General features: G+C 47.0%; 16 protein-coding genes. 12 read left to right on the forward strand and 4 right to left on the reverse strand.

Features of this window, described 5'->3' with window-relative positions; translation table 11 throughout:
- Positions 1–18: 18 nt before the first annotated feature.
- Positions 19–498: a tRNA (uridine(34)/cytosine(34)/5-carboxymethylaminomethyluridine(34)-2'-O)-methyltransferase TrmL gene (gene trmL / locus NB463_RS15515; RefSeq protein ID WP_005382381.1), complete on the forward strand. Its 480-nt coding sequence runs from the start codon at positions 19–21 to the stop codon at positions 496–498.
- 70 nt (positions 499–568) lie between these two features.
- On the opposite strand, the gene NB463_RS15520 is transcribed toward trmL, so the two are convergent.
- The gene (locus NB463_RS15520; protein WP_053807754.1) at positions 569–1,087 is read right to left on the reverse strand and encodes an FxsA family protein; all 519 of its coding nucleotides are present in this window, start codon (positions 1,085–1,087) and stop codon (positions 569–571) included.
- Positions 1,088–1,517: 430 nt separating this feature from the next.
- Here NB463_RS15520 and aspA point away from each other — a divergent pair, with 430 nt between their 5' ends.
- From aspA to NB463_RS15540, 4 genes are all read left to right on the forward strand, one after another.
- The gene (aspA, locus tag NB463_RS15525) at positions 1,518–2,969 is read left to right on the forward strand and encodes an aspartate ammonia-lyase (RefSeq protein WP_005397540.1); all 1,452 of its coding nucleotides are present in this window, start codon (positions 1,518–1,520) and stop codon (positions 2,967–2,969) included.
- Between the two features lie 175 nt (positions 2,970–3,144).
- On the forward strand, positions 3,145–4,452 hold the full coding sequence (locus tag NB463_RS15530) for an anaerobic C4-dicarboxylate transporter (RefSeq protein WP_005382378.1): 1,308 nt from the start codon (positions 3,145–3,147) through the stop codon (positions 4,450–4,452).
- Between the two features lie 161 nt (positions 4,453–4,613).
- Positions 4,614–6,425, forward strand: coding sequence for a protein-disulfide reductase DsbD (locus NB463_RS15535; RefSeq protein WP_257888886.1), 1,812 nt, complete (start codon positions 4,614–4,616; stop codon positions 6,423–6,425).
- A gap of 194 nt (positions 6,426–6,619) precedes the next feature.
- Entirely contained in the window at positions 6,620–7,249 is a 630-nt protein-coding gene (locus tag NB463_RS15540) for a response regulator (RefSeq protein ID WP_005397542.1), read from the forward strand.
- 2 nt (positions 7,250–7,251) lie between these two features.
- Here the strand turns inward: NB463_RS15540 and NB463_RS15545 are convergent, their stop codons facing one another.
- Positions 7,252–8,997, reverse strand: a complete 1,746-nt coding sequence (locus tag NB463_RS15545; RefSeq protein ID WP_005397543.1) for a potassium/proton antiporter — start codon at positions 8,995–8,997, stop codon at positions 7,252–7,254.
- A gap of 520 nt (positions 8,998–9,517) precedes the next feature.
- Here NB463_RS15545 and NB463_RS15550 point away from each other — a divergent pair.
- The 5 genes from NB463_RS15550 (at position 9,518) to NB463_RS15570 (ending at position 14,242) form a co-directional block, all read left to right on the forward strand.
- Positions 9,518–9,781 carry a DUF4212 domain-containing protein gene (locus NB463_RS15550; protein ID WP_005397548.1) on the forward strand — a complete coding sequence of 88 codons (264 nt, stop codon included), beginning with the start codon at positions 9,518–9,520 and terminating at the stop codon, positions 9,779–9,781.
- Positions 9,782–9,793: 12 nt separating this feature from the next.
- Positions 9,794–11,521, forward strand: coding sequence for a sodium:solute symporter family protein (locus tag NB463_RS15555; protein WP_005397550.1), 1,728 nt, complete (start codon positions 9,794–9,796; stop codon positions 11,519–11,521).
- A 256-nt stretch (positions 11,522–11,777) separates the two neighbouring features.
- Complete coding sequence (locus tag NB463_RS15560) at positions 11,778–12,260, forward strand: hypothetical protein (RefSeq protein WP_139059577.1); 483 nt, start codon at positions 11,778–11,780, stop codon at positions 12,258–12,260.
- Between the two features lie 201 nt (positions 12,261–12,461).
- A complete protein-coding gene (locus tag NB463_RS15565) occupies positions 12,462–12,839 on the forward strand; it encodes a hypothetical protein (protein WP_012841320.1) in 378 nt (125 codons plus the stop codon).
- A gap of 17 nt (positions 12,840–12,856) precedes the next feature.
- The gene (locus NB463_RS15570; protein ID WP_258430853.1) at positions 12,857–14,242 is read left to right on the forward strand and encodes a class II fumarate hydratase; all 1,386 of its coding nucleotides are present in this window, start codon (positions 12,857–12,859) and stop codon (positions 14,240–14,242) included.
- Positions 14,243–14,336: 94 nt separating this feature from the next.
- Here NB463_RS15570 and NB463_RS15575 read toward each other — a convergent pair whose 3' ends face one another.
- Positions 14,337–17,768 (reverse strand): hybrid sensor histidine kinase/response regulator, encoded by a 3,432-nt coding sequence (locus NB463_RS15575; RefSeq protein ID WP_047010249.1) that lies wholly within the window; start codon positions 17,766–17,768, stop codon positions 14,337–14,339.
- A gap of 134 nt (positions 17,769–17,902) precedes the next feature.
- Entirely contained in the window at positions 17,903–19,090 is a 1,188-nt protein-coding gene (locus NB463_RS15580; RefSeq protein ID WP_005397849.1) for a 3-phenylpropionate MFS transporter, read from the reverse strand.
- Between the two features lie 230 nt (positions 19,091–19,320).
- Between NB463_RS15580 and NB463_RS15585 the strand changes: the two genes are divergently transcribed.
- The gene (locus tag NB463_RS15585) at positions 19,321–21,147 is read left to right on the forward strand and encodes a DUF294 nucleotidyltransferase-like domain-containing protein (RefSeq protein WP_258430852.1); all 1,827 of its coding nucleotides are present in this window, start codon (positions 19,321–19,323) and stop codon (positions 21,145–21,147) included.
- A gap of 35 nt (positions 21,148–21,182) precedes the next feature.
- Positions 21,183–21,812 carry a 3'-5' exonuclease gene (locus tag NB463_RS15590; RefSeq protein WP_005382363.1) on the forward strand — a complete coding sequence of 210 codons (630 nt, stop codon included), beginning with the start codon at positions 21,183–21,185 and terminating at the stop codon, positions 21,810–21,812.
- Positions 21,813–21,958 lie beyond the last annotated feature (146 nt).

Here is a 21,958-nt window from a genome sequence, read left to right on the forward strand (position 1 = left end):
CAACTCTATTTCAATACCATGTTTGATATCGCTTTATACGAACCAGAAATCGCGCCGAACACCGGCAACATCATTCGACTTTGTGCCAACTGCGGTGCAAACCTTCACTTAATTGAACCTCTGGGTTTCGATCTTGAAGAGAAGAAAGTCCGCCGCGCTGGTTTGGATTACCATGATTTAGCTCGCGTAACGCGTCATAAGAACTATCAAGCATTCTTAGAATATTTAGAGAAAGAGAAACAAGGTAACTACCGATTGTTTGCCTGCACCACCAAAACCACAGGTCACCACGTTGATGCACAATACCAAGCAGGTGACGTATTGATGTTTGGTCCAGAAACTCGTGGCTTGCCTGCTGAAATCATCGATAGCTTGCCAATGGAGCAGCGTATCCGCATTCCAATGATGCCAGATGCGCGCAGCCTAAACCTTTCGAACGCCGTTGCGATCATTGCTTTTGAAGCATGGCGTCAAATGGGGTTTGAAGGCGCGTTGTAAGCACCACGAATTCCAAACACAAAAAAGGGCGCTTAGTGCGCCCTTTTGTTTTCTTTACTCTCTGACTCAATCAGTTGAGCTTGTTGCGATCATCATCGTCTTTACGCTCGTATTCCCCTTCAAAGGTATTGCCATCGTCTGACTGGGAATTAAATGGGTCACGGCGGAACGGGTCTTGCTCAAATGGCCCTTGGTTAGAGAAACCACCTTGGAAGCCACCACCATGCATGGTTTTCACCACCATTTTACTCATCAAGTATTTGGCAATCGCGGCGCGTGGTGCAGGAAGCAACACCAGCATACCAAGAGCATCGGTCATAAAGCCCGGTGTTAACAGCAGCACGCCAGCCACCGCTAGCATTACACCTTCAAAAATTTGCTGGGCTGGAATTTCACCTTGTTCCAGACGCCCCTGCACCGACATCAGAGTTTGGATGCCTTGGCTGCGCACCAACGATGCACCGACAAATGCCGTGATTAATACTAATGCGATAGTCGGCCATAAACCTAAAAAGCCGCCCACCTGAATAAATAAGCCGATTTCAATGATCGGGACAAAAATAAACGCCAATAATAAGATAGGAAACACACGCCCTCCTTTGTTTAATTCAGTGTAATGGTAAAAGCGGACTAAGCTCAAACGAATCGTTGTAAAAAAGCGTGTTCATACTGGTCTCTTCCTACGCAGAAAAAGTGGTAGTGGAGTGTTTCATTCAATTGCATACCGATTTTTTCGTGCTTTTAAAGTGCTAATTTCGAACTCTAAAAACCCATGTTTGTCGAGGAAAATCGAGTACCCATAAAGGGTTATTAATAACCCGTTCATACTTTGCAAATTATTGACTCATGAAAAACGAAAAAGGTGATCTAGTTACTATTTTTATGCGCTAGGTGCAGTATCATGTGCCACATAAGTCAGGACGGATTTTCCAGCCAAAAATTCTGATGAATGGATTCTAGATTGCAGAAATGGCTAATAAATAACTTTATTATCAGAATTATCATCTAAGGATCCTGCTATGGCTACCCTATCTGATGCTCCAAAAACAGCAAACCCAGCCACTCGTATTGAAGAAGATCTATTAGGTCAACGTCATGTCCCTGCAGATGCGTACTACGGTATTCATACGCTACGTGCGATCGAGAACTTCAACATCTCTAATATGACCATCTCTGACGTACCAGAATTTGTACGCGGTATGGTAATGACCAAAAAAGCAGCGGCGTTGGCAAACAAAGAACTTGGGGCGATTCCAAAAGACGTTGCAAACTACATCATCGAAGCGTGTGATTTGATCCTAGAAACTGGCAAGTGCATGGATCAATTCCCATCAGACGTATTCCAAGGTGGTGCGGGCACTTCCGTGAACATGAACACAAACGAAGTGATCGCAAACGTTGCTCTTGAGCTAATGGGCAAAGAGAAAGGTCAATACGAATTTGTTAACCCAAATGACCACGTAAACAAGAGCCAATCAACCAACTGTGCGTACCCAACAGGTTTCCGTATCGCGGTTTACAACAGCGTACACAAACTAATGGAAGCAATTGAGTACCTAAAAGGCGCATTCGAACTTAAAGCAATTGAGTTTAAAGATGTACTGAAAATGGGTCGTACTCAGCTACAAGACGCGGTACCGATGACTGTAGGTCAAGAGTTCCACGCTTGGGCAGTAACACTAAACGAAGAGATTCGTGCTCTAGATTACACCTCTAAACTACTCCTAGAGATCAACCTAGGCGCAACCGCAATCGGTACAGGTCTAAATACCCCGACTGGCTACCAAGCGCTTGCAGTAAAACATCTAGCGGAAGTAACAGGTCTTGACGTTGTTGCGGCAGAAGACCTTATCGAAGCGACTTCTGACTGTGGCGCATACGTAATGACGCACAGTGCACTAAAACGTCTAGCGGTGAAACTATCGAAGATCTGTAACGACCTTCGTCTACTTTCTTCTGGCCCACGCGCGGGTCTAAATGAATTGAACCTACCTGAAATGCAAGCAGGTTCTTCAATCATGCCAGCAAAAGTAAACCCAGTTATCCCAGAAGTAGTAAACCAAGTTTGCTTTAAAGTTCTAGGTAACGACAACACGGTTTCTTTCGCAGCAGAAGGCGGTCAGCTACAGCTAAACGTAATGGAACCAGTTATCGCACAAAGCATGTTTGAGTCTATCTCTCTACTACACAATGCGTGTGTGAACCTACGTGATAAATGTATCGACGGCATCACGGTCAACAAAGAGACTTGTGAAAACTACGTTTACAACTCTATCGGTATCGTCACTTATCTAAACCCATACATCGGCCACCACGAAGGTGACATCGTAGGTAAGATTTGTGCGGAAACCGGTAAGAGTGTTCGCGAAGTTGTGCTAGAGCGCGGCCTGCTAACCGCAGAAGAGCTTGATGAAATCTTGTCAGTAGAAAACTTCATGCATCCAACTTACAAAGCGAAACGCTACGAGTAATAACTAATTCGAAGGGGGCCACTCAGGCCCCTTTTTTAGGCTCTCATACGGTTAACCACATTTTTTATATGCTTTTATTGCCATTAGGCCACTGGGTTCTAATTCTCTGAGCATTTACTCCTGTTCCTGAGTGTTCAAAAAATCAGAATCAATAAAAAACTAAAGAGGTATCAATATGGTCATGGTCGAACTCTTCGTGGTTCTGCTCTTCATTTATTTGGGGGCTAGAATCGGCGGTATCGGCATTGGTTTTGCTGGTGGTGCTGGGGTCATTGCGTTGTCTTTGATCTTAGGTGTGCCAACAAGCCAAGCTTACATCCCAGTTGACGTAATTTTGATCATCATGTCGGTCATCACGGCTATCGCAGCAATGCAAGTGGCAGGTGGTTTAGACTGGATGGTGCAAGTTGCTGAAAACTTTTTGCGCAAGCACCCTGAGCGCATCACCTTTTATGCGCCTATCGTAACTTACCTAATGACGCTGATGGCTGGTACCGGCCACACGGCATTCTCTACTTTGCCAGTAATTGCAGAAGTCGCGAAAGGCCAAGGCGTGCGTCCTTCTCGTCCACTGTCTATCGCAGTAGTGGCATCGCAAATCGCTATCACCGCATCACCAATCTCAGCGGCAGTAGTGGCATTCGCTGCGATGCTGCATCCATTCGGCGTTGACTACCTAACACTATTGGCAATCTGTATCCCAACGACGTTCATCGCGTGTATGATCGGTGCGTTCGTTGCGAACTTCATGGGCTGTGAGCTAAAAGACGATGCTGAATACCAAGAGCGTCTAGAAAAAGGCTTAATCAAGCTAAATACAGAAGCAAAACGCGAAATCCTACCAACAGCGAAGAAAGCGACGTTCATCTTCCTAGGCGCAATCGCATTCGTAGTGTGTTACGCAGCAGCAATTTCTGGCTCTGTTGGCCTTATCGAGAACCCTGCTCTAGGTCGTAACGAAGCTATCATGACGGTAATGCTAGCAGCCGCGGCAGCTATCGTAATGAGCTGTAAAATCGACGCTGGCAAAATTCCAGCCGCAGCAACATTCCGCTCTGGTATGACAGCGTGTGTGTGTGTTCTTGGTGTGGCATGGTTAGGTTCTACGTTCGTTAACGCGCACGTTGACGGCATCAAAGAAGTCGCTGGAGCACTACTAGCAGACTACCCATGGATGCTAGCGCTTGTTCTATTCTTCGCGTCTATGCTGCTTTACTCGCAAGGTGCAACCACGGTTGCGCTGATGCCAGCAGCACTTGCTATCGGTGTGGCACCACTTACCGCAGTTGCATCTTTCGCAGCAGTAAGTGCGCTATTCGTACTGCCAACTTACCCAACGCTTCTAGCAGCGGTTGAGATGGACGACACGGGTTCAACGCGTATCGGTAAGTACGTATTCAACCACCCATTCTTTGTACCTGGTGTGGTAACCATTGCTTCTGCGGTAGCACTTGGCTTCGCATTCGGTGGTCTACTGATCTAGTAGAAACAGAGTCTTACTCGGGGAGCTTCGGCTCCCTTTTTTATTGCCTGTTGTCTTGATTTATGCTCAATAAATCTTCATTTTCATGAAACTTATTGACTCGCCTCCGGGTCTGATTGAGTTACACTAACGGCAATTATCTAAGATGAATTGACTCTTTTATGCGCGCATTACTTTCCGTTTTACTCTTAGGGCTCATTACCTTTTCCACTCCGTCTTTAGCTTTATTTGGCAAAGACCAGTTTACCAATAGCCAGAACAACAGTTTTGGTAGCAGCAGCGACAGCTTTGTTCCGGTCGATCAGGCATTTCCGTTTAATTTCTACCAGCAAGACGACAAATTGATGCTCGATTGGCAGGTACGCGATGGTTATTACCTGTATCAAGAGCGTTTATCTGTGTCTGGTGAGAACATCTCACTGGGCGAACTGCAAATGGAAAACGGCACGCCACATAAAGATGAATTCTTTGGTGATGTGCATATCTATACCACACCACTATTTGTCAATATCCCAATGAGTAATTGGCAAGAGGGCGCACGTGTCATTGTGCAATATCAAGGCTGTGCGAAAGCGGGCTTCTGCTACCCACCAGAAACGCGTGAGATTCCAATCAGCGCGTTTTCTTCATCCAATTCCGACACCGTAGCACCGACTGCCAAGGCACCGACGACAGAAAAAGCACAGCCAGCAACAAAACCAACCACCACTTCAGTACCAGTCAGTGAGCAAGATAGCTTAGCCGCGAATCTAGCCGACAAGTGGTGGACGCCGTTGTTGTTTTTGGCACTTGGTGTGGGTCTAGCATTTACCCCTTGTGTACTGCCGATGTACCCAATTTTGACCAGCATCGTGCTTGGCAGTGGCAAGCTGAGCCAACGTCGTGCGCTTGGTTTGTCATTTGTTTACGTACAAGGCATGGCGCTGACTTACACGCTGCTCGGCCTTGTAGTGGCGTCTGCGGGCATGCAGTTCCAAGCGGCGATGCAACACCCTTATGTGCTGATTGGTTTGAGTGTACTGTTCATCGCATTAGCTATGTCGATGTTTGGTCTGTACTCATTGCAGTTACCAAGCAGCGTGCAAACGTGGCTGAATAACTTAAGTAACAAGCAGCAAGGTGGTAGCAGTGCTGGCGTGTTTGCAATGGGGGCAATATCTGGCTTGGTTTGTTCTCCGTGTACTACCGCCCCACTCTCTGGTGCGCTGCTTTACGTCGCACAAAGTGGCGACTTACTCACTGGTGGAGTCGCCCTTTACGCGCTGGCGATGGGCATGGGGATTCCGTTGATCCTTGTGGCGGTATTTGGCAACAAGTTGCTACCAAAAGCCGGCGGTTGGATGGACCGCGTGAAAACGCTGTTCGGCTTTATTCTGCTTGCTGCGCCTATCTTCTTGTTGGAACGCATCATGCCAGAAATGTGGTCAACAATTCTGTGGTCAACACTGGGCATCGCTGCCTTTGGTTGGCTGTATCATGTGAAAAACAGCTTGGAGTTTGGTGGCTGGAAACAAAGCGCCGTTGGCATCATCGCCGTATTGGGTTTGCTCGCGTCAGCACAGCCAGTATTAAATTACTGGTTTGGTAATAACGCAACGCAAGCTCAACAAACTTCCGTAAGCTTTACACGCATTGCCAATGTTGCAGAGTTGGAAGAACAACTAGCGCTAGCCAAAGCAGCTGGCAAACCTGTGATGCTCGACTTCTACGCCGATTGGTGTGTGGCGTGTAAAGAGTTTGAGAAGTACACCTTCCATGATCCAAGCGTCGAAGCCAAGCTAAAAGACTTTGTTCTTCTGCAAGCTGATGTAACCAAGAACCAAGTGCAAGATATTGAGTTACTCAAACACATGAACGTGCTTGGCTTGCCAACCATCGAGTTCTGGGATGCGAATGGCGAACACATTTCAAACGCGCGTTTAACCGGCTTTATGCAAGCCGAGCCTTTCTTAGAGCACATCCAACAATTCTGATCATCAGATATTCAAACGCCAGTGATGACCACTGGCGTTTTTTATTACCCAGATTTGAATGAGAAAATTGCGCTTATATGCAATTTTCCTAATAAAAGTCGATTTGGTTCAGACTTTTAGCGAATAAATATTGTCCACTATCTCAAAGCTGGACAATAATAAATTTAACGAAATAGTCAAAAGTGTTTAACGTCATGGATTCGACCTACACCATCATCATTGCAGATGATCACCCACTCTTCCGTAATGCCTTGTTTCAATCTATCCACATGGCAATCAGTGGGGCAAATTTGCTTGAAGCGGACTCACTCGACGCACTACTGGCTTTGTTAGAGCGAGAAGAAGAGCCAGATTTGGTGCTATTGGATCTCAAAATGCCAGGAGCAAATGGTATGTCTGGCTTGATTCACTTGCGAGCAGAACACCCAGACTTACCAATCGTCGTCGTCTCGGCTAGTGAAGAGCCAGCGATCGTGACACAAGTGAAAAGCCATGGTGCGTTTGGTTTTATTCCTAAATCGAGCGACATGCGCGAATTGGTGAATGCGCTCAATCAAGTGCTCAATGGCGACCCGTATTTTCCTGAAGGGCTGATCACCAATAACGCGGCATGTAATGACTTAGCCGAGAAGATTGCCGCGCTAACGCCACAGCAATATAAGGTGTTGGGGATGTTGTCAGATGGCTTACTGAACAAACAAATCGCCTACGAATTGAATGTTTCAGAAGCCACCATCAAAGCGCACATGACGGCGATTTTCCGCAAGCTCGGCGTAAAAAACCGCACACAAGCCGTCATCATGCTAACGGAGATGAACGACTAGGTTCACTCCTCGTCAGCGAGCAGGCTTTGCTCGCTTGGCAAACGGATACCTACTTTGGTGACTTGTTGGTCAACGACATCGGCAATGATCCATTGCAAGCCTTGCCACTCGAATTGGTCCCCTAACACTGGTGTAGTCCCCAGTTGTTCTTCTACAAGGTTTCTTAAGCTTTTATCGAGTGACTCATCGCCCAAGTTCAGGCCATACATCATCGCAATATCGGCAAGGTTCACTTCAATATCTAGGAAGAAATCACCAAAGAATCGTGCCAATGACGCTTTCTCAGGCGCTTCACTGAATAGCAAGCTCAGAGCATCCAAATCCTTTTCTTGCGCCAACACACACAAGGTATCGTCTTCTTCGAGGCGCGTACTACCTGACGGATGCAATAACGCTTTATTGCGAAATACTGCGGCGATGCGCGTTCCATCCGGCATCGAAAGACTACGCAATGGTTCACCAATACACCATTTATCCGCTTTAAGCTTATAGATAAACAGTTCCCACTCACTAGTTGGGTAAATCTCCACACCAGTGCGTGAAATTGGCTCAGGTTTAGAAGGCAGCTCTACCTTCGCCAGAGACATCGCTTTAGTCAATGTGCCACCTTGCACAATCAAAGAGACCATTACCACGAAAAACGCCAAATTGAAGTACAACTGCGCATCTGGCAATCCTGCCATCATTGGAAATACCGCCAGAATGATTGGGACAGCACCGCGCAATCCCACCCAAGAAACAAACCACTTTTCACGTGGTGTGAAACTCTTGAATGGCAGTAAACCGATCCAAACCGAGATTGGACGGGCAAATAAAATCATCCCAAAGGCCAGCGCCAAACCAGGCAACGCAATAGAGAGCAAGTTGGAAGGCGTAACCAATAAACCAAGCACGAGGAACATACCGATTTGAGCTAGCCACGTCATGCCATCTAGAACATGAAGAATGGAATGGCGGCTGCGTGTTGGACGATTACCTAGCAGTAAACCAACCAGATAAATTGACAGAATACCGCTGCCACCTAATGCATTAGATAAAGCGAAAATCAGCAAGCCACCACTGACGGTTAAAATCGAATATAAGCCATCCGGCAGTTGATTACGATTGATGACCTTCCACAAAATCCAGCCACCAGCAAAACCGAGTAAAGCGCCAATACCAAACTGCTTAAGAAAACTGAGCGCCAAAAAGCCCACACTCAAATCTGCATCTGGGTTCGCTAAAATAGCAATCAGAGTAACAGTCAGAAACACCGCCATAGGATCATTGGTGCCGGATTCAATTTCCAGCGTTGAGCCAACACGTTCGTTAAGACTACGACCTTTGAGTAGAGAAAAAACCGCGGCGGCATCAGTGGAACCGACTATCGCACCAACTAATATACCTTGCAGCAAGTCTAAGTCGAATAACCACGTTGCCATCAGCCCGGTCAAAATAGTGGTGATCGCAACCCCAAACGTTGCTAAAGACACCGAAGGCCATAACGCCACCCTAAAGCTGGCAACCCGTGTTCTCATACCACCATCGAGCAAAATGATGGCTAATGCGAGGTTACTGACCAAGTAAGCGATCGAAAAATTATCAAATAAAATACCGCCTAAACCGTCTTCCCCCGCCAGCATTCCAACGGCTAAAAATACCAAAAGAATTGGGATTCCCAACTTAGAGGAAACTGGGCTTAAAAGAACGCTAAGTGCGATTAACAACGCACCTATAAGAAAAAAACTATTAATGGTGTCTGCGTCCATTCTCACCCTCCCTTAATGAAAAACGATATGCTTGTGATGAGCTAAGGCGACTTCGTTAATAAGTTAATGCCTTAATCTGCCTCCTCCTTAAACCGTCCCAAAGCGCGAGGTTGTACGAGAATGACTCAGTTATATTACTTTATTGTGCGCTAAAACGGTGATTTGGTACGAAAACTTTATGTAAATAAATTACTTGTGAATTTTTCACGCCAATTTTTTCGCTGATTGATAAAAAGAAGAACGCAGAATGTTTCTGTTAAGGATCGCTAAAATCAATGAAGAAAAAATTAATCACGTCTCTTATTCGTGCTTTTTATCATTTTTCTCCTTAGACCTTTGGCTAATTTAACAGCTTTTTAACATTAACAAATAACCCTAACTCTTCTCTAAGCGCCCATATCACGGGAGTTTTTTATTTTTTATACCCCGACTAAAGTTGAAAAGAGTTCTTGCCAACACCTTGCTAATGTACATGTTGAAACATTTTTTTAACAACAATACCAATCGTAAGGAGACGGCAATGGCATTTGAAAGCGAAGAAAGAGCCAAAGCCTATTGGGACAAAAACGTGAAGCTCATGATTGGCCTTATGGTCATCTGGTTCGTAGTGTCTTTCGGCTGCGGCATTTTATTTGTCGACGTACTTAATCAATTTCAATTAGGTGGATACAAACTTGGTTTCTGGTTTGCTCAGCAAGGCTCCATCTACACCTTCCTAGGTATTATTTTCTATTACGCATGGAAGATGCGCCAAATCGACCGTGAATTCGGCGTAGATGAGTAAGGAGTAACTCAGATGGATTTGAAAACTATTACCTACTTGGTTGTTGGTGCAACCTTCGTCCTCTACATCGGTATTGCGATCTGGGCGCGTGCGGGGTCAACCAAAGAGTTCTATGTCGCAGGTGGCGGGGTAAACCCAATCGCTAACGGTATGGCAACCGCTGCTGACTGGATGTCGGCGGCATCGTTCATCTCAATGGCGGGTCTGATTGCCTTTATGGGTTACGGCGGCTCCGTATTCCTAATGGGTTGGACTGGCGGTTACGTACTGCTTGCGCTACTACTCGCCCCTTATCTACGTAAGTTTGGTAAGTTTACGGTGCCAGAGTTTGTTGGTGAACGCTTCTACTCGAACACGGCACGTATCGTGGCGGTTATCTGTCTTATCATCGCATCGGTCACTTATGTTATCGGCCAGATGAAAGGCGTTGGCGTTGCCTTCGGTCGCTTCCTAGAAGTTGATTACTCAACAGGCCTACTGATTGGTATGTGTATCGTATTCATGTACGCAGTACTTGGCGGCATGAAAGGCATCACTTACACGCAGATTGCTCAATATTGCGTACTCATTCTTGCTTACACTATCCCTGCAATCTTTATCTCTCTGCAACTTACAGGTAACCCGCTACCTCAGATTGGCCTCGGGAGTACCATTCAAGGCACCGATGTTTATCTGCTCGATAGGCTCGACCAAGTGGTGACCGAACTCGGCTTTAGTGAGTACACTACGCAGGTTCGCGGTAGCACACTAAACATGTTCGTTTACACCATGTCATTGATGATCGGTACTGCGGGTCTACCACACGTTATCATCCGTTTCTTTACGGTACCTAAGGTACGTGATGCGCGTACTTCTGCTGGCTGGGCACTTGTGTTCATCGCGATTCTATACACAACAGCGCCAGCAGTTTCAGCAATGGCTCGTCTAAACCTAATGGATACCGTTAACCCAGCTCCGGGCCAACACCTTGCGTATGATGAGCGCCCTGATTGGTTCAAAAACTGGGAAACAACAGGTCTATTAGGCTTTGATGATAAGAATGGCGATGGCCTGATCGAGTACACCTCAAACCCTGACACCAATGAGTTGCGAGTTGACCGTGACATCATGGTACTAGCAAACCCAGAAATCGCTAAGCTACCAAACTGGGTCATTGCACTCGTAGCCGCTGGTGGCCTCGCTGCAGCACTATCCACAGCAGCGGGTCTGTTGCTTGCTATTTCGTCGGCGATTTCCCATGACTTAATTAAAGGGGTTATAAACCCGAACATATCCGAGAAGAAGGAGCTGCTTGCCAGCCGAATCTCGATGGCGGTGGCAATCGCAGCCGCAGGCTATCTCGGATTGAATCCTCCAGGCTTTGCAGCTGGTACGGTGGCGCTCGCCTTTGGTCTTGCTGCGTCATCCATCTTCCCTGCGTTGATGATGGGTATCTTCAGTAAAGGCATCAATAAAGAAGGCGCAATCGCCGGTATGATTGCCGGTATCAGTATCACGCTGTTCTACGTATTCCAGCACAAAGGCATCCTATTCGTTGCTGACTGGAAATATCTAGAAAGCTGGGGAACCAACTGGTTCCTAGGTATTGAGCCAAACGCGTTTGGTGCTATCGGCGCACTATTTAACTTCATCGTGGCATTCGCGGTATCGAAAGTTACGGCGGAAACACCTCAAGAAGTTAAAGATCTTGTTGAACACGTTCGTGTCCCTGTTGGTGCAGGCGATGCCGTGGACCACTAAAATATAACGCAAGCCACAAAAGCCCCACTTGGGGCTTTTTTATTCACCTAACTTATTCTAATAATTAGATTCCCTGAGCCGTAGCAAGGAAGCACACGAATGGCATTGGTTATATGTTCGGGGAACGCAGAAACCATTGTTTAGAACAAGGCAAAGATTGCAGCAAGCTAGTTGCTCTACCTTCAAAATCATTAACGAAGTTATTAGTGATTTTAGCCAGTTAAAATGAACAGATAATTGATGGAATTAGTATTTTATGTTCAAAAACAAGCACTTTATTCTCGCTCTGCTGATTGCGCCGATTCTTTCTTTGATCGCCTACTTCGGCACCGATATGGCACTCAGCGAGAAACCCCACGCGGCACAAGAAGGGGAAACTTACAAACTCGCGAGTAAGTCTAACTGTCGTTACACCAGTGGACTGTGTGACATGGAAAATGGCGACTTTAAAGTGAAGTTTCGCTCAGAACAGCTCACGAAAAATGGCTTAGAATTGTCACTCAATGCCGCTTATCCACTCGAAGGGGTCAAAGTTTCCATCGTTAATGACGAAGATAAAAATGCTCAGCCGGTTGATATGAAGCCCGCCGATCAGGCTGGAAAAAGTTGGTACATTACCTTACCAAGACCAGCATCCGCAGAAAGTTGGTTAAGAGTCGTCATTCAATCTGGAGGCACACTTTATTACGGCGAAACACAAACCGCGTTTGTGAAGTACGAAACCTTATTTACAGAGTAATGGCCACAGATAAAGACACCGATATCCAAAACGTCGATACCTCATTGTCACCTCAGGACTAAATAATTCCCTCTCTGCCGACGCTTTTACGTCGGCTTTTGTTTCCGTAAGTCTTTCTTCAACAACCTCTTACTCTAAAAAGAGTTGCCAACCCACCACTTAATTGATAATAATTATCATTACATTGAAAGAGAGGTGGTTATGGACAACAAACGGGACATCTTCAACGCATTTTTTAAAGCACAAGATAGATTCCTTCTCGCCGCACCACACGGCTTTGAGCCAGACGTAATTCATGACTATATTCATTGGGGAATGGTGTTGTCTTCCTGCTATGAACACGGTGCCGATGAAGAAAATCTATTGTTGTGTGAGCTGTTTTTGCGTCAGGTTTATTTCCATCTACTAGACGCAATTCAAGACTCCACTCGCAGTCGCATCTTCCGTCGTGTCTGTCTCGATTCTATCCATACGCCATTATTCTGTCTCAAACGCTATTACTATCAGTTTGAACAAGGCGACGTGAAATTTCTCGCATTACAACAACAATTACGCCTGATTCAAATCTCACTCGATTAACCAAAAGGATCCCTACCATGAGCACCGAATTCCGCATAGAAACTGACAGTATGGGCGAAGTGAAAGTCCCAGCAGATGCACTCTACCAAGCCCAAACTCAGCGCGCCGTCGATAACTTCTCATTCAGTCAACATAAGATGCCATCTGGCTTCATCCAAGCGTTGGCACACATCAAGCAGACTGCGGCACTCACCAACGCACAATTGGGGCTGCTTGAAGGTGATATCGCTAATGCGATTGCTGACGCAGCTCAGGCGATTATCGAGGGCAATCATATTGAGCAGTTCCCAATTGACGTATTTCAAACCGGATCAGGCACCAGCTCAAATATGAATGCGAATGAAGTGATTGCAACACTGGCCTCCCAGCATCTAGGCGGTACCGTCAGTCCTAATGATCACGTCAACATGGGACAAAGCAGTAACGATGTGGTGCCAACCGCAATTCAAGTGAGCGCAGCATTAGCCATTGAAACACAGCTCTTCCCGGCCCTGTCACACCTCATCCAAACACTAGAGTCTAAGCAACAAGCACTGAAAGATGTTGTAAAAACCGGGCGCACTCACTTAATGGACGCGATGCCTATAACCTTTGCTCAAGAGCTTGGCGGTTGGCAGTTCCAAATCGACCATGCTAAGCAAGCGATTGAGCAAGCACTGCCAGCGGTAAAAGCCTTAGCCCAAGGTGGTACGGCGGTTGGTACAGGGATCAATGCCGATCCACGCTTTGCAGACTTATTCGCTAGCAACCTAACCCAGTCAACTCGTATTCAGTTCACGGCCAGTGATAACTTCTTTTTCAATTTAAGCAGTCAAGATGCGATCGTCGCCCTATCGGGACAGCTCAAAACAGCAGCAGTTGCGATCATGAAGATCGCAAACGATCTTCGCTGGATGAACTCAGGCCCATTGGCTGGTTTAGGTGAGATTGAATTACAGGGCTTGCAACCGGGTTCTTCCATCATGCCTGGCAAAGTAAATCCTGTGATCCCAGAAGCCGCAGCTATGGCCTCAGCGCAAGTCATTGGTAATGACACCACGATTACCGTCGCGGGCCAAGCAGGCAACTTCCAACTAAACGTCATGCTACCTGTCATTGCTCATAACGTATTGGAGAGCATCGAGTTGCTCGCTAACAGCGCAACCGCTTTAGCCGATAAGGCCATTGCAACATTCGAAGTTCGTCAAAATAACTTGGATGTAGCGCTCGCCAAAAACCCAATTTTGGTCACGGCCCTCAACCCGGTCATTGGCTACCTAAAAGCGGCAGAAATCGCGAAGAAAGCCTATAAGCAGGGTCGTGCGATTATTGATGTCGCAGAAGAAGAAACCGATTTAGATAGAGCAACGCTAGAACGATTACTTAATCCCGCAAAGCTCACCCAAGGTGGTGTCGCGGAATAATCGGCAAACTCAGCCTACAAACCAAAATAAGATTACAAACACAGAGACCTCCATTCGGAGGTCTCTTTTATAGCAACGCTAAAACACTCTAAATCTATGCGACGCGGTTGAGCACCGAACGCAATTTAAGCGGCTTAACTGGCTTCGCAATAAAGCTGAACCCATTTGCCTTGATGCCATCAAGCATATCATCGGTGCGATCCGCGCTGATGATGACACCTTCAAAGCAGCTGCCTAGTCTCAAGCGACATTGCTGTAGCACTTCCAAGCCAGTACGACCATCATCAAGTCGGTAATCGGAGAAAATCACGTCCGGAATCCAACCATCCTCGAGTGCTTGTAGACTTTCGACCAAATCGGTCGCCACTCGCGTATCGCAGCCCCATCGAGACAGTAAGTTTTCCATACCGACTAAAATATCGGGCTCATTATCCACACATAGAATTCTTAGATGACCAAGTTCAGACTGGTTACTTGTCGCAACTTGAACTGGGTGCGGCTGCACATGATCGGCTTTATCAAGCGTGATAGAAAAGACACTGCCTTTACCAACCCAAGAACGCATCGAAATTTCATGCCCGAGCACTTGAGCAATTCCCTTGGAAATCGCCAAACCAAGCCCGAGACCTTGGTCGGAACGAACTTGAGTTCCGCGATTAAACTCTTCAAAGATCTCTTGCTGCTTCTCTTCTTCAATACCTACACCGTTGTCCCACACATCAATACGCACTCGCCCTTTGACACGGCGAACACCGAGCACCACTTTGCCATTCGGGTTATAACGAAACGCATTGGTCAGGAAGTTTTGCACCACACGGCGCAGCAGTTTGGGATCCGATTTCACCATGAGTGAGGATGGAATCATGGTGAATGTTATACCTTGTTGCTTGGCTAATGCGCTGAACTCCGCATTCAAATTCGACAACACATCGTTTAACGCAAAACCGTGCATATTGACTTCCAGCTTGCCCGACTCCAAGCGCGAAATATCCAGCAAATCTCCTATCAGGTCTTCGGCCGCCTCTAAAGCACTCTCAATGTGAGCCGACAGCTTTTTAGCTTCGCTGTCTTTGGCTACTTCCGACAATGAAGAAGCGAACAGGCGCGCCGCGTTGAGTGGCTGCATCAAGTCATGGCTTACTGCCGCCAAGAACCGTGATTTGGACTTCGATTCCAAATCGGAGCGTTGCGTCGCTGCCACTAGCTGCTTGTTAAGCTGTTCTAATTCCCGAGTCCGCAGACGCACCCTTTCTTCCAACGTCTCGTTGGCGTCTTTCAGCGCTTGCTCTGCATCACGGAATACGGTGATGTCGGTAAAGCTCATCACAAAGCCACCACCTGGCATTGGGTTACCTTGTACCTCAATCACGCGACCATCAGGACGAACCCGAGAAGAGGTGTGCCGAGTCCCTTGCTCAAGGTGATAAACGCGACGACGGACGTGGTCATCAGGATCGCCTGGTCCACATAAACCTTGCTCTGCATTGTGCCGAATCACATCCGCAATCGGTCGCCCAACTTGGATCAAGCCTGGCGGAAATTCAAAGAGTTCTAAGTAGCGTTGGTTCCAAGCCACCAAGCGTAATTGCTTATCGACCACCGCAATACCTTGCCCGATATGTTCAATCGCCCCCTGAAGTAGGCCTCGGCTAAAATCGTACAGTTCAGAGGCTTCATCGACGATAGTCGCCACCTCTTCAAGCTGCATGTTTCTTCCCTGCAACGCAGAAGTAAGTACTAACTTAGCAGAAGAAGCACCGAATACCCCGGCTAATACACGTTCGGTATGTCGAATCAGAGAAGATGGCGCTTGCTGATTCGGCATTAGCTCTTCTCGTTGCTGGCTCCAGTACGCTTGAAAAGCCGCTTTTACTCGCGTTCGCCCAACAAACCTAGATGCTAACATTTCTAGTTCCGCGACCGTAACACGACTCTGGTACAGGCTCATGTTTTCGCTTTCAGGCAGTGGCGTACCAACGAATGACGCCGATTGTAAGCGCTCACTTAGGCTTGGTCGTGTGGCCATAGAAACCACAACAAAACACACTGCATTGGCGACCACGCTGAGGATCATCCCCCAATCTGAAATCGCAATGTCAAAGCCAGCCAATACCTCTGGTGGGGTGATCAACCAAATCAAAAAGTTGTTACTGGCATTCCCGGCAAGCATGTCCGTTTGGCTCATTAACGTAATCAGCCAAATGGTAAAGCCTACCGCCAAGCCAACATACACACCTTTCTTATTCCCTTGACGCCAGTACATACCTCCCACCAGCGCAGGTGCGAATTGCGTGATCGCCGCAAATGAGAGAAAGCCGATCGCTGAGAGTGAGTGAATGGTATCTAACGCTTGATAAAAACCCCAGGCGCCAATTAGTAGGACTAAAATCAGACCACGGCGGATCCGCAGTAATAATTCAGAGAAGTGATGATGGTTACGCTGCGTCAATCGCATGCGACGCAACAGTAGTGGCATAACCAAGTCGTTCGATACCATGATCGCTAAGGCAATCGTCGACACGATAACCATGCCACTGGCTGCCGAAGTGCCGCCTAAAAATGCAAGCAAAGCGATTTCACTCGCCCCTACCGACATCGGTACACTGATCACATAAGTATCAGGCGAAGCACCACTCAACAACCCTTGCCCTACCCACGCAATAGGTAAAACAAAAATCCCCATCAAGATCAGATAAATGGGAAACAACCAACGAGCAACATGCAAATCTTGCGCGCGTTCGTTCTCCACCACCATCGTGTGGAATTGTCGTGGAAGACACACAATCGCCAGCATCGTGAGTACGGTATGAATCAATATGGTAGGGATGTTTGGTGACTGATACGTCTGTGCGGCAACGTCAACTAAGCTCAAATTCTCGGTGTTCATCGCTAACCAAACAATGAATACACCGACCACTAAAAACGCCAACAGTTTGATAATCGATTCGAAGGCAATCGCCATCATCATCCCACGATGGTGTTCCGTGTTATCAATGTGCCGGGTACCAAATAGCATGGTAAAAATTGCCAGTGCGACCACGACAAACCACGACACGCTATCGTTTTGATAACCAAAATCGGTAGCCAGTTCTGGGGCAATGATTTCTAGCCCCATGGTGATACCACGCAACTGCAAAGCGATGTACGGCAAAATTCCCGCAACCGCAATGAGTGTAACAACTACGGCCAAACCTTGAGATTTGCCGTAACGAGCCCCGATAAAATCAGCAATCGACGTGATGTGTTCCCGTTTAGCAATCAAAATAAGCCGAGCTAAAACGCGCCATCCGATGGTAAACACTAAAATGGGGGCAATATAGATGGGCAAGAAAGACCAAGGGTTACTACTGGCCTGCCCGACCGTGCCGTAGAAGGTCCACGATGTACAGTACACCGCAATGGAAAGGCTATAAATCCACGGCCGCCAGCGTGCTAACCACCTTTTCTGAATGTCGCCGTACCACGCGATGATAAATAAGGCTCCCAAGTACGCCAAAGAAACGGGAACCACCAGCCATCCTTGCATCCGATATCCTTTCTTGCCTTTCTTGCCGTTTTAAAGCAAGAGAATAAAAAAACCTCTCCATTAGGGAGAGGTTTCATTTAACACTGCTTTCACAACGGAGACAAAGCTTAGTTTTTAACCTTTGTCACAGAAGTCTAATTCTGTGTTTCCAGTGACTTGTCTGATACATCGACCACATGATGTGGCTCTTGTGGTTCGAGCTTGATGAACAATGCCAATAAACCCATCGCGGCCATGCCCCAGAACACAAGTGGTCCCCAGTGCTCATAACCCCAACCGCTCAACACGGTCATCAGTGCGATGAATGCGCCTAGCGGAATCGCGTTATACAATGCTTGCAGCGCCACTATCTTATTCTCTTCCGAGTTTTGGATATATTGAATCGCAGCAATGTGTGCCGTTGCGAAGGTCACGCCATGCAATAATTGAACAATCACCAAAGCAACAATCGACGTTGTCGATGCCGTAATGCCCCAACGCATCATCACACCAACGGCAGCAACAACAAATAACGCGCGCATTGACCAACCGACAAATAAACGCTTGCTCAGCGCAAACACTGCCACTTCGGCTGCAACACCCAAGCTCCACAGATAGCCAATCACATCTTCCGAATGACCTGCGGCTTTCCAGTGAATAGCGCTAAAACCGTAGTAAGCCGCATGACTGCCCTGAATTAATGACACCAACACTAAGAATTTAAGTATCGGCTTGTCAGTCAAAAGAGCACTCAGTTTTGGACGCTCCGCGCTTTGCCCACCAAGCGTAACGGGCATCGGGTTAGTCATACGCATTGAAAATAGCAACGAAACTAATACCCCAGCCATCGCCGTGTACAAGATCATATCAGAGCCAAATTCAGCCACCAGATAACCCACGGCCGTCGAACCCGCGATAAAGGCGATCGAGCCCCATAAGCGCGTACGGCCATAATCGAGCATTTTCAGACGAGCGTAGTAGTTTGCCATCGCATCCGATAATGGAACAATCGGTCCACAACAGAGGTTAAATAGCACCGTCGCTAACGCCATTAACCAAAAACTGCCACCTGTAAAAAAGTGAAATCCAACAAAAAGGAGGGCAGCGAAACTCAACCAACGTAAAGCAGGCATAAGGTGTTCAACTTTGTGGACTCGTGGGGTGATCACGATATTGGCGACACAACGTGTCGCAAGACCTAACCCAACTAGCAAACCGATGTCGGTCGAAGAGACACCTTGCTCCTTAAACCAAAGTGACCAAAATGGCAGATATACGCCATACGCAAAGAAGAATCCGAGAAAGTACTGGGAAATCCAGCCATACGGAGAAGGTTTCAACATTACTAATATCCTAAAACGGGAACATCAACGTTCGAACCGAGAATTATGGATCGCTATGCGTATTATAAAAAGGGAAGAATAGGCAACTTATCGTTTCCTCGATGGAATACTAACTTTGCGACATTGGCCATCTTAAAGCGAAATCATCGTGATTTAGACCAAAGTCGTCTGGCTTCCGGTAGGAAATTTGTCAGACTTAGAGAGTGTTCCTTCCATCATTGGGTGTTCTCATGCCTGACAAATTTAACATGCAATCTCCACCGTTCGACCGCTTAACCGAAGCACAACAGACACGACTGCGCTCGTCTCTGGACGTTGCCTACTATCGAGCTCGAGATGTTATTTTATCTTGCGGACAGAAGAACCCTCACTTGCATATTCTGATCAAAGGCGCGGTAGAAGAGCGCTCCCAAGATCAGCAGGAAGTGTTCGCGCATTATGCCAACGACGATATGTTTGATGTGCGCTCGTTACTTGAAGACAACGTACGTCATCAATACATCGCACTTGAGGACACGCTCTCCTATCTGCTACCGAAAGACGTCTTTCTGGCGCTTTACAACGAGAATGGTCAGTTTGCGGCCTATTTCGATAACAATTTATCAAAGCGACAAGAGCTCATCGAAGCCGCTCATCAACAACAAAACTTGGCAGAGTTTATCCTCACCAAAGTGGACCGCAGCATTTATCACCCACCGATGATCCTTGAGCCAAATACGCCGATTAACGAGGTGACGCACACCCTAAAAGCAAATGGGATCGATGCAGCACTTGTCAAACTCAATGATGACGATCCGCGATTAGAAAAATGGCCTTCGGCTCATCCATACGCCATCGTGACGCGCACCAACATGCTGCACTCCGTGATGTTAGATGGCTGCGCACTCAATACCCCTGTCGGTGATATCGCCACCTTTCCTGTCTATCACGTTGATGATGGTGACTTTTTGTTCAATGCCATGATCACCATGACCCGAAATCGAATGAAACGTCTCATGGTATGTGATGGCAACCAAGCCGTCGGCATGCTGGATATGACCCAAATTCTCAGCGCGTTCTCCACCCACTCTCACGTGTTAACGCTCAGTATTGCCAGAGCAAGCAGTGTGGAAGAGCTCGCATTAGCCTCAAACCGCCAACGTCAATTGGTCGAGAGCTTATTGAGAAACGGCATCCGCACTCGCTTTATCATGGAGTTAATTTCCGCCGTGAACGAGCAAATTATCGAAAAAGCGTTCGAGTTAGTGGTTCCACCAGCCTTGCACGATCATTGCTGCTTAATCGTACTCGGCTCAGAAGGTCGAGGAGAACAAATTCTCAAGACAGACCAAGACAATGCTCTAATTATTCAAGATGGTTTGGAATGGCCTCATTGCGAACAAGTGATGCAATCCTTCACGCACACTCTACAACAGCTCGGTTATCCACTTTGCCCGGGTAAAGTCATGGTCAACAACCCGAAATGGGTCAAAACGCAGCAAGAGTGGATAAACACCTTAGACCGCTGGATAGCCAAAGCCGAACCACAACAAATCATGGACTTAGCCATTTTCAGTGACGCCCATGCTGTTGCGGGGAATCGCGAACTGCTGGCTCCAATCGCGACCCACCTTCGCGACACAATGAAAGATCGCATGTTGATACTGTCTGATTTTACTCGCCCTGCCTTGCAGTTTTCTGTGCCCCTAACTCTGTTTGGCAACGTAAAAAGTGCTAAGGACGGGTTAGATATTAAACGCGGCGGCATTTTCCCAATTGTGCACGGCATTCGCACCTTGTCTTTGGAATATGCCATTGAGGAGAAGAACACGTTTGAGCGCATTGAAGCACTGAGAAATAAGCGCATCTTAGAGCCTGAAACGGCAGATAACCTCAACGAAGCACTGAAATTGTTCTTTAAGGTTCGCCTTAATCAACAACTCAAAAAGCAAGAAGCATTGAATAACATTGATATTAAACAACTGGATAGAACCGAGCGTGATTTACTTCGCCACAGCTTACATGTAGTGAAAAAATTTAAGCAATTTTTAGGCTTCCACTATCAAATTCGTGATTAACCATGATTTTCATAAATCATACAGAGGCGTAGGCAATGAACTGGTTACAACGCAAATACTGGCACTACAAACTGAAAGGCTCTCCTTATCAGTCGCTTTTTTGCACGCCCGATAAAACGGAATACGTTTCTCTCGACTGCGAAACCACCAGCCTTGATCCAAATCGCGCCGAGTTGGTGACCATTGCGGCCACGAAGATCATCGACAACCGCATCATCACTAGCCAGCCATTTGAAGTCCGCTTACGCGCGCCGCAATCGCTCGATTCTGGCTCAGTCAAAATTCATCGAATTCGCCACCAAGACTTAGTCGACGGGATTAGCGAAAAAGAGGCGCTGCTCGAGCTGCTCGACTTTATCGGCAACCGACCACTTGTCGGTTATCACATTCGTTACGATAAAAAGATCTTAGATCTTGCTTGTCTGAGGCAACTTGGCTTTCCACTTCCTAACCCGCTCATCGAGGTAAGTCAGATTTATCACGACAAGCTGGAAAGACATTTGCCGAATGCCTATTTCGACTTAAGTCTGGATGCGATTTGTAAACACCTCGAACTTCCTATCCAAGATAAACACGACGCTTTACAAGATGCGATTTCTGCCGCTTTGGTCTTTGTTCGCTTAACGAAAGGCGATTTGCCCAACCTAACCGCGCCGTATACATAAAAATCAGTTGACCTAGCTCCCAGAAATACTTTTGTTTCAGCGATTTCACGGCGCTTCCTTCACTCTCATCCTAAAGTCTAATTGTGGAAATACGCGCAGTGACTGACAGTTATAAGCACAACGTCGTCATTACCACGACCAAGTTA

The organism is Vibrio sp. RM-41-2B (assembly GCF_024744415.1).
Taxonomy (GTDB): domain Bacteria; phylum Pseudomonadota; class Gammaproteobacteria; order Enterobacterales; family Vibrionaceae; genus Vibrio; species Vibrio diabolicus.

Bases quoted from the DNA above. Each gene is read 5' to 3' on its own strand.
- NB463_RS15565 (WP_012841320.1), top strand. From the start codon at position 12,462: ATGGACAACAAACGGGACATCTTCAACGCATTTTTTAAAGCACAAGAT.
- NB463_RS15585 (WP_258430852.1), top strand. From the start codon at position 19,321: ATGCCTGACAAATTTAACATGCAATCTCCACCGTTCGACCGCTTAACC.
- NB463_RS15570 (WP_258430853.1), top strand. From the start codon at position 12,857: ATGAGCACCGAATTCCGCATAGAAACTGACAGTATGGGCGAAGTGAAA.
- NB463_RS15530 (WP_005382378.1), top strand. From the start codon at position 3,145: ATGGTCATGGTCGAACTCTTCGTGGTTCTGCTCTTCATTTATTTGGGG.
- trmL (WP_005382381.1), top strand. From the start codon at position 19: ATGTTTGATATCGCTTTATACGAACCAGAAATCGCGCCGAACACCGGC.
- NB463_RS15550 (WP_005397548.1), top strand. From the start codon at position 9,518: ATGGCATTTGAAAGCGAAGAAAGAGCCAAAGCCTATTGGGACAAAAAC.
- NB463_RS15540 (WP_005397542.1), top strand. From the start codon at position 6,620: ATGGATTCGACCTACACCATCATCATTGCAGATGATCACCCACTCTTC.
- NB463_RS15560 (WP_139059577.1), top strand. From the start codon at position 11,778: ATGTTCAAAAACAAGCACTTTATTCTCGCTCTGCTGATTGCGCCGATT.
- NB463_RS15545 (WP_005397543.1), bottom strand. From the start codon at position 8,997: ATGGACGCAGACACCATTAATAGTTTTTTTCTTATAGGTGCGTTGTTA.
- NB463_RS15555 (WP_005397550.1), top strand. From the start codon at position 9,794: ATGGATTTGAAAACTATTACCTACTTGGTTGTTGGTGCAACCTTCGTC.
- NB463_RS15590 (WP_005382363.1), top strand. From the start codon at position 21,183: ATGAACTGGTTACAACGCAAATACTGGCACTACAAACTGAAAGGCTCT.
- NB463_RS15580 (WP_005397849.1), bottom strand. From the start codon at position 19,090: ATGTTGAAACCTTCTCCGTATGGCTGGATTTCCCAGTACTTTCTCGGA.
- NB463_RS15535 (WP_257888886.1), top strand. From the start codon at position 4,614: ATGCGCGCATTACTTTCCGTTTTACTCTTAGGGCTCATTACCTTTTCC.
- aspA (WP_005397540.1), top strand. From the start codon at position 1,518: ATGGCTACCCTATCTGATGCTCCAAAAACAGCAAACCCAGCCACTCGT.
- NB463_RS15575 (WP_047010249.1), bottom strand. From the start codon at position 17,768: ATGCAAGGATGGCTGGTGGTTCCCGTTTCTTTGGCGTACTTGGGAGCC.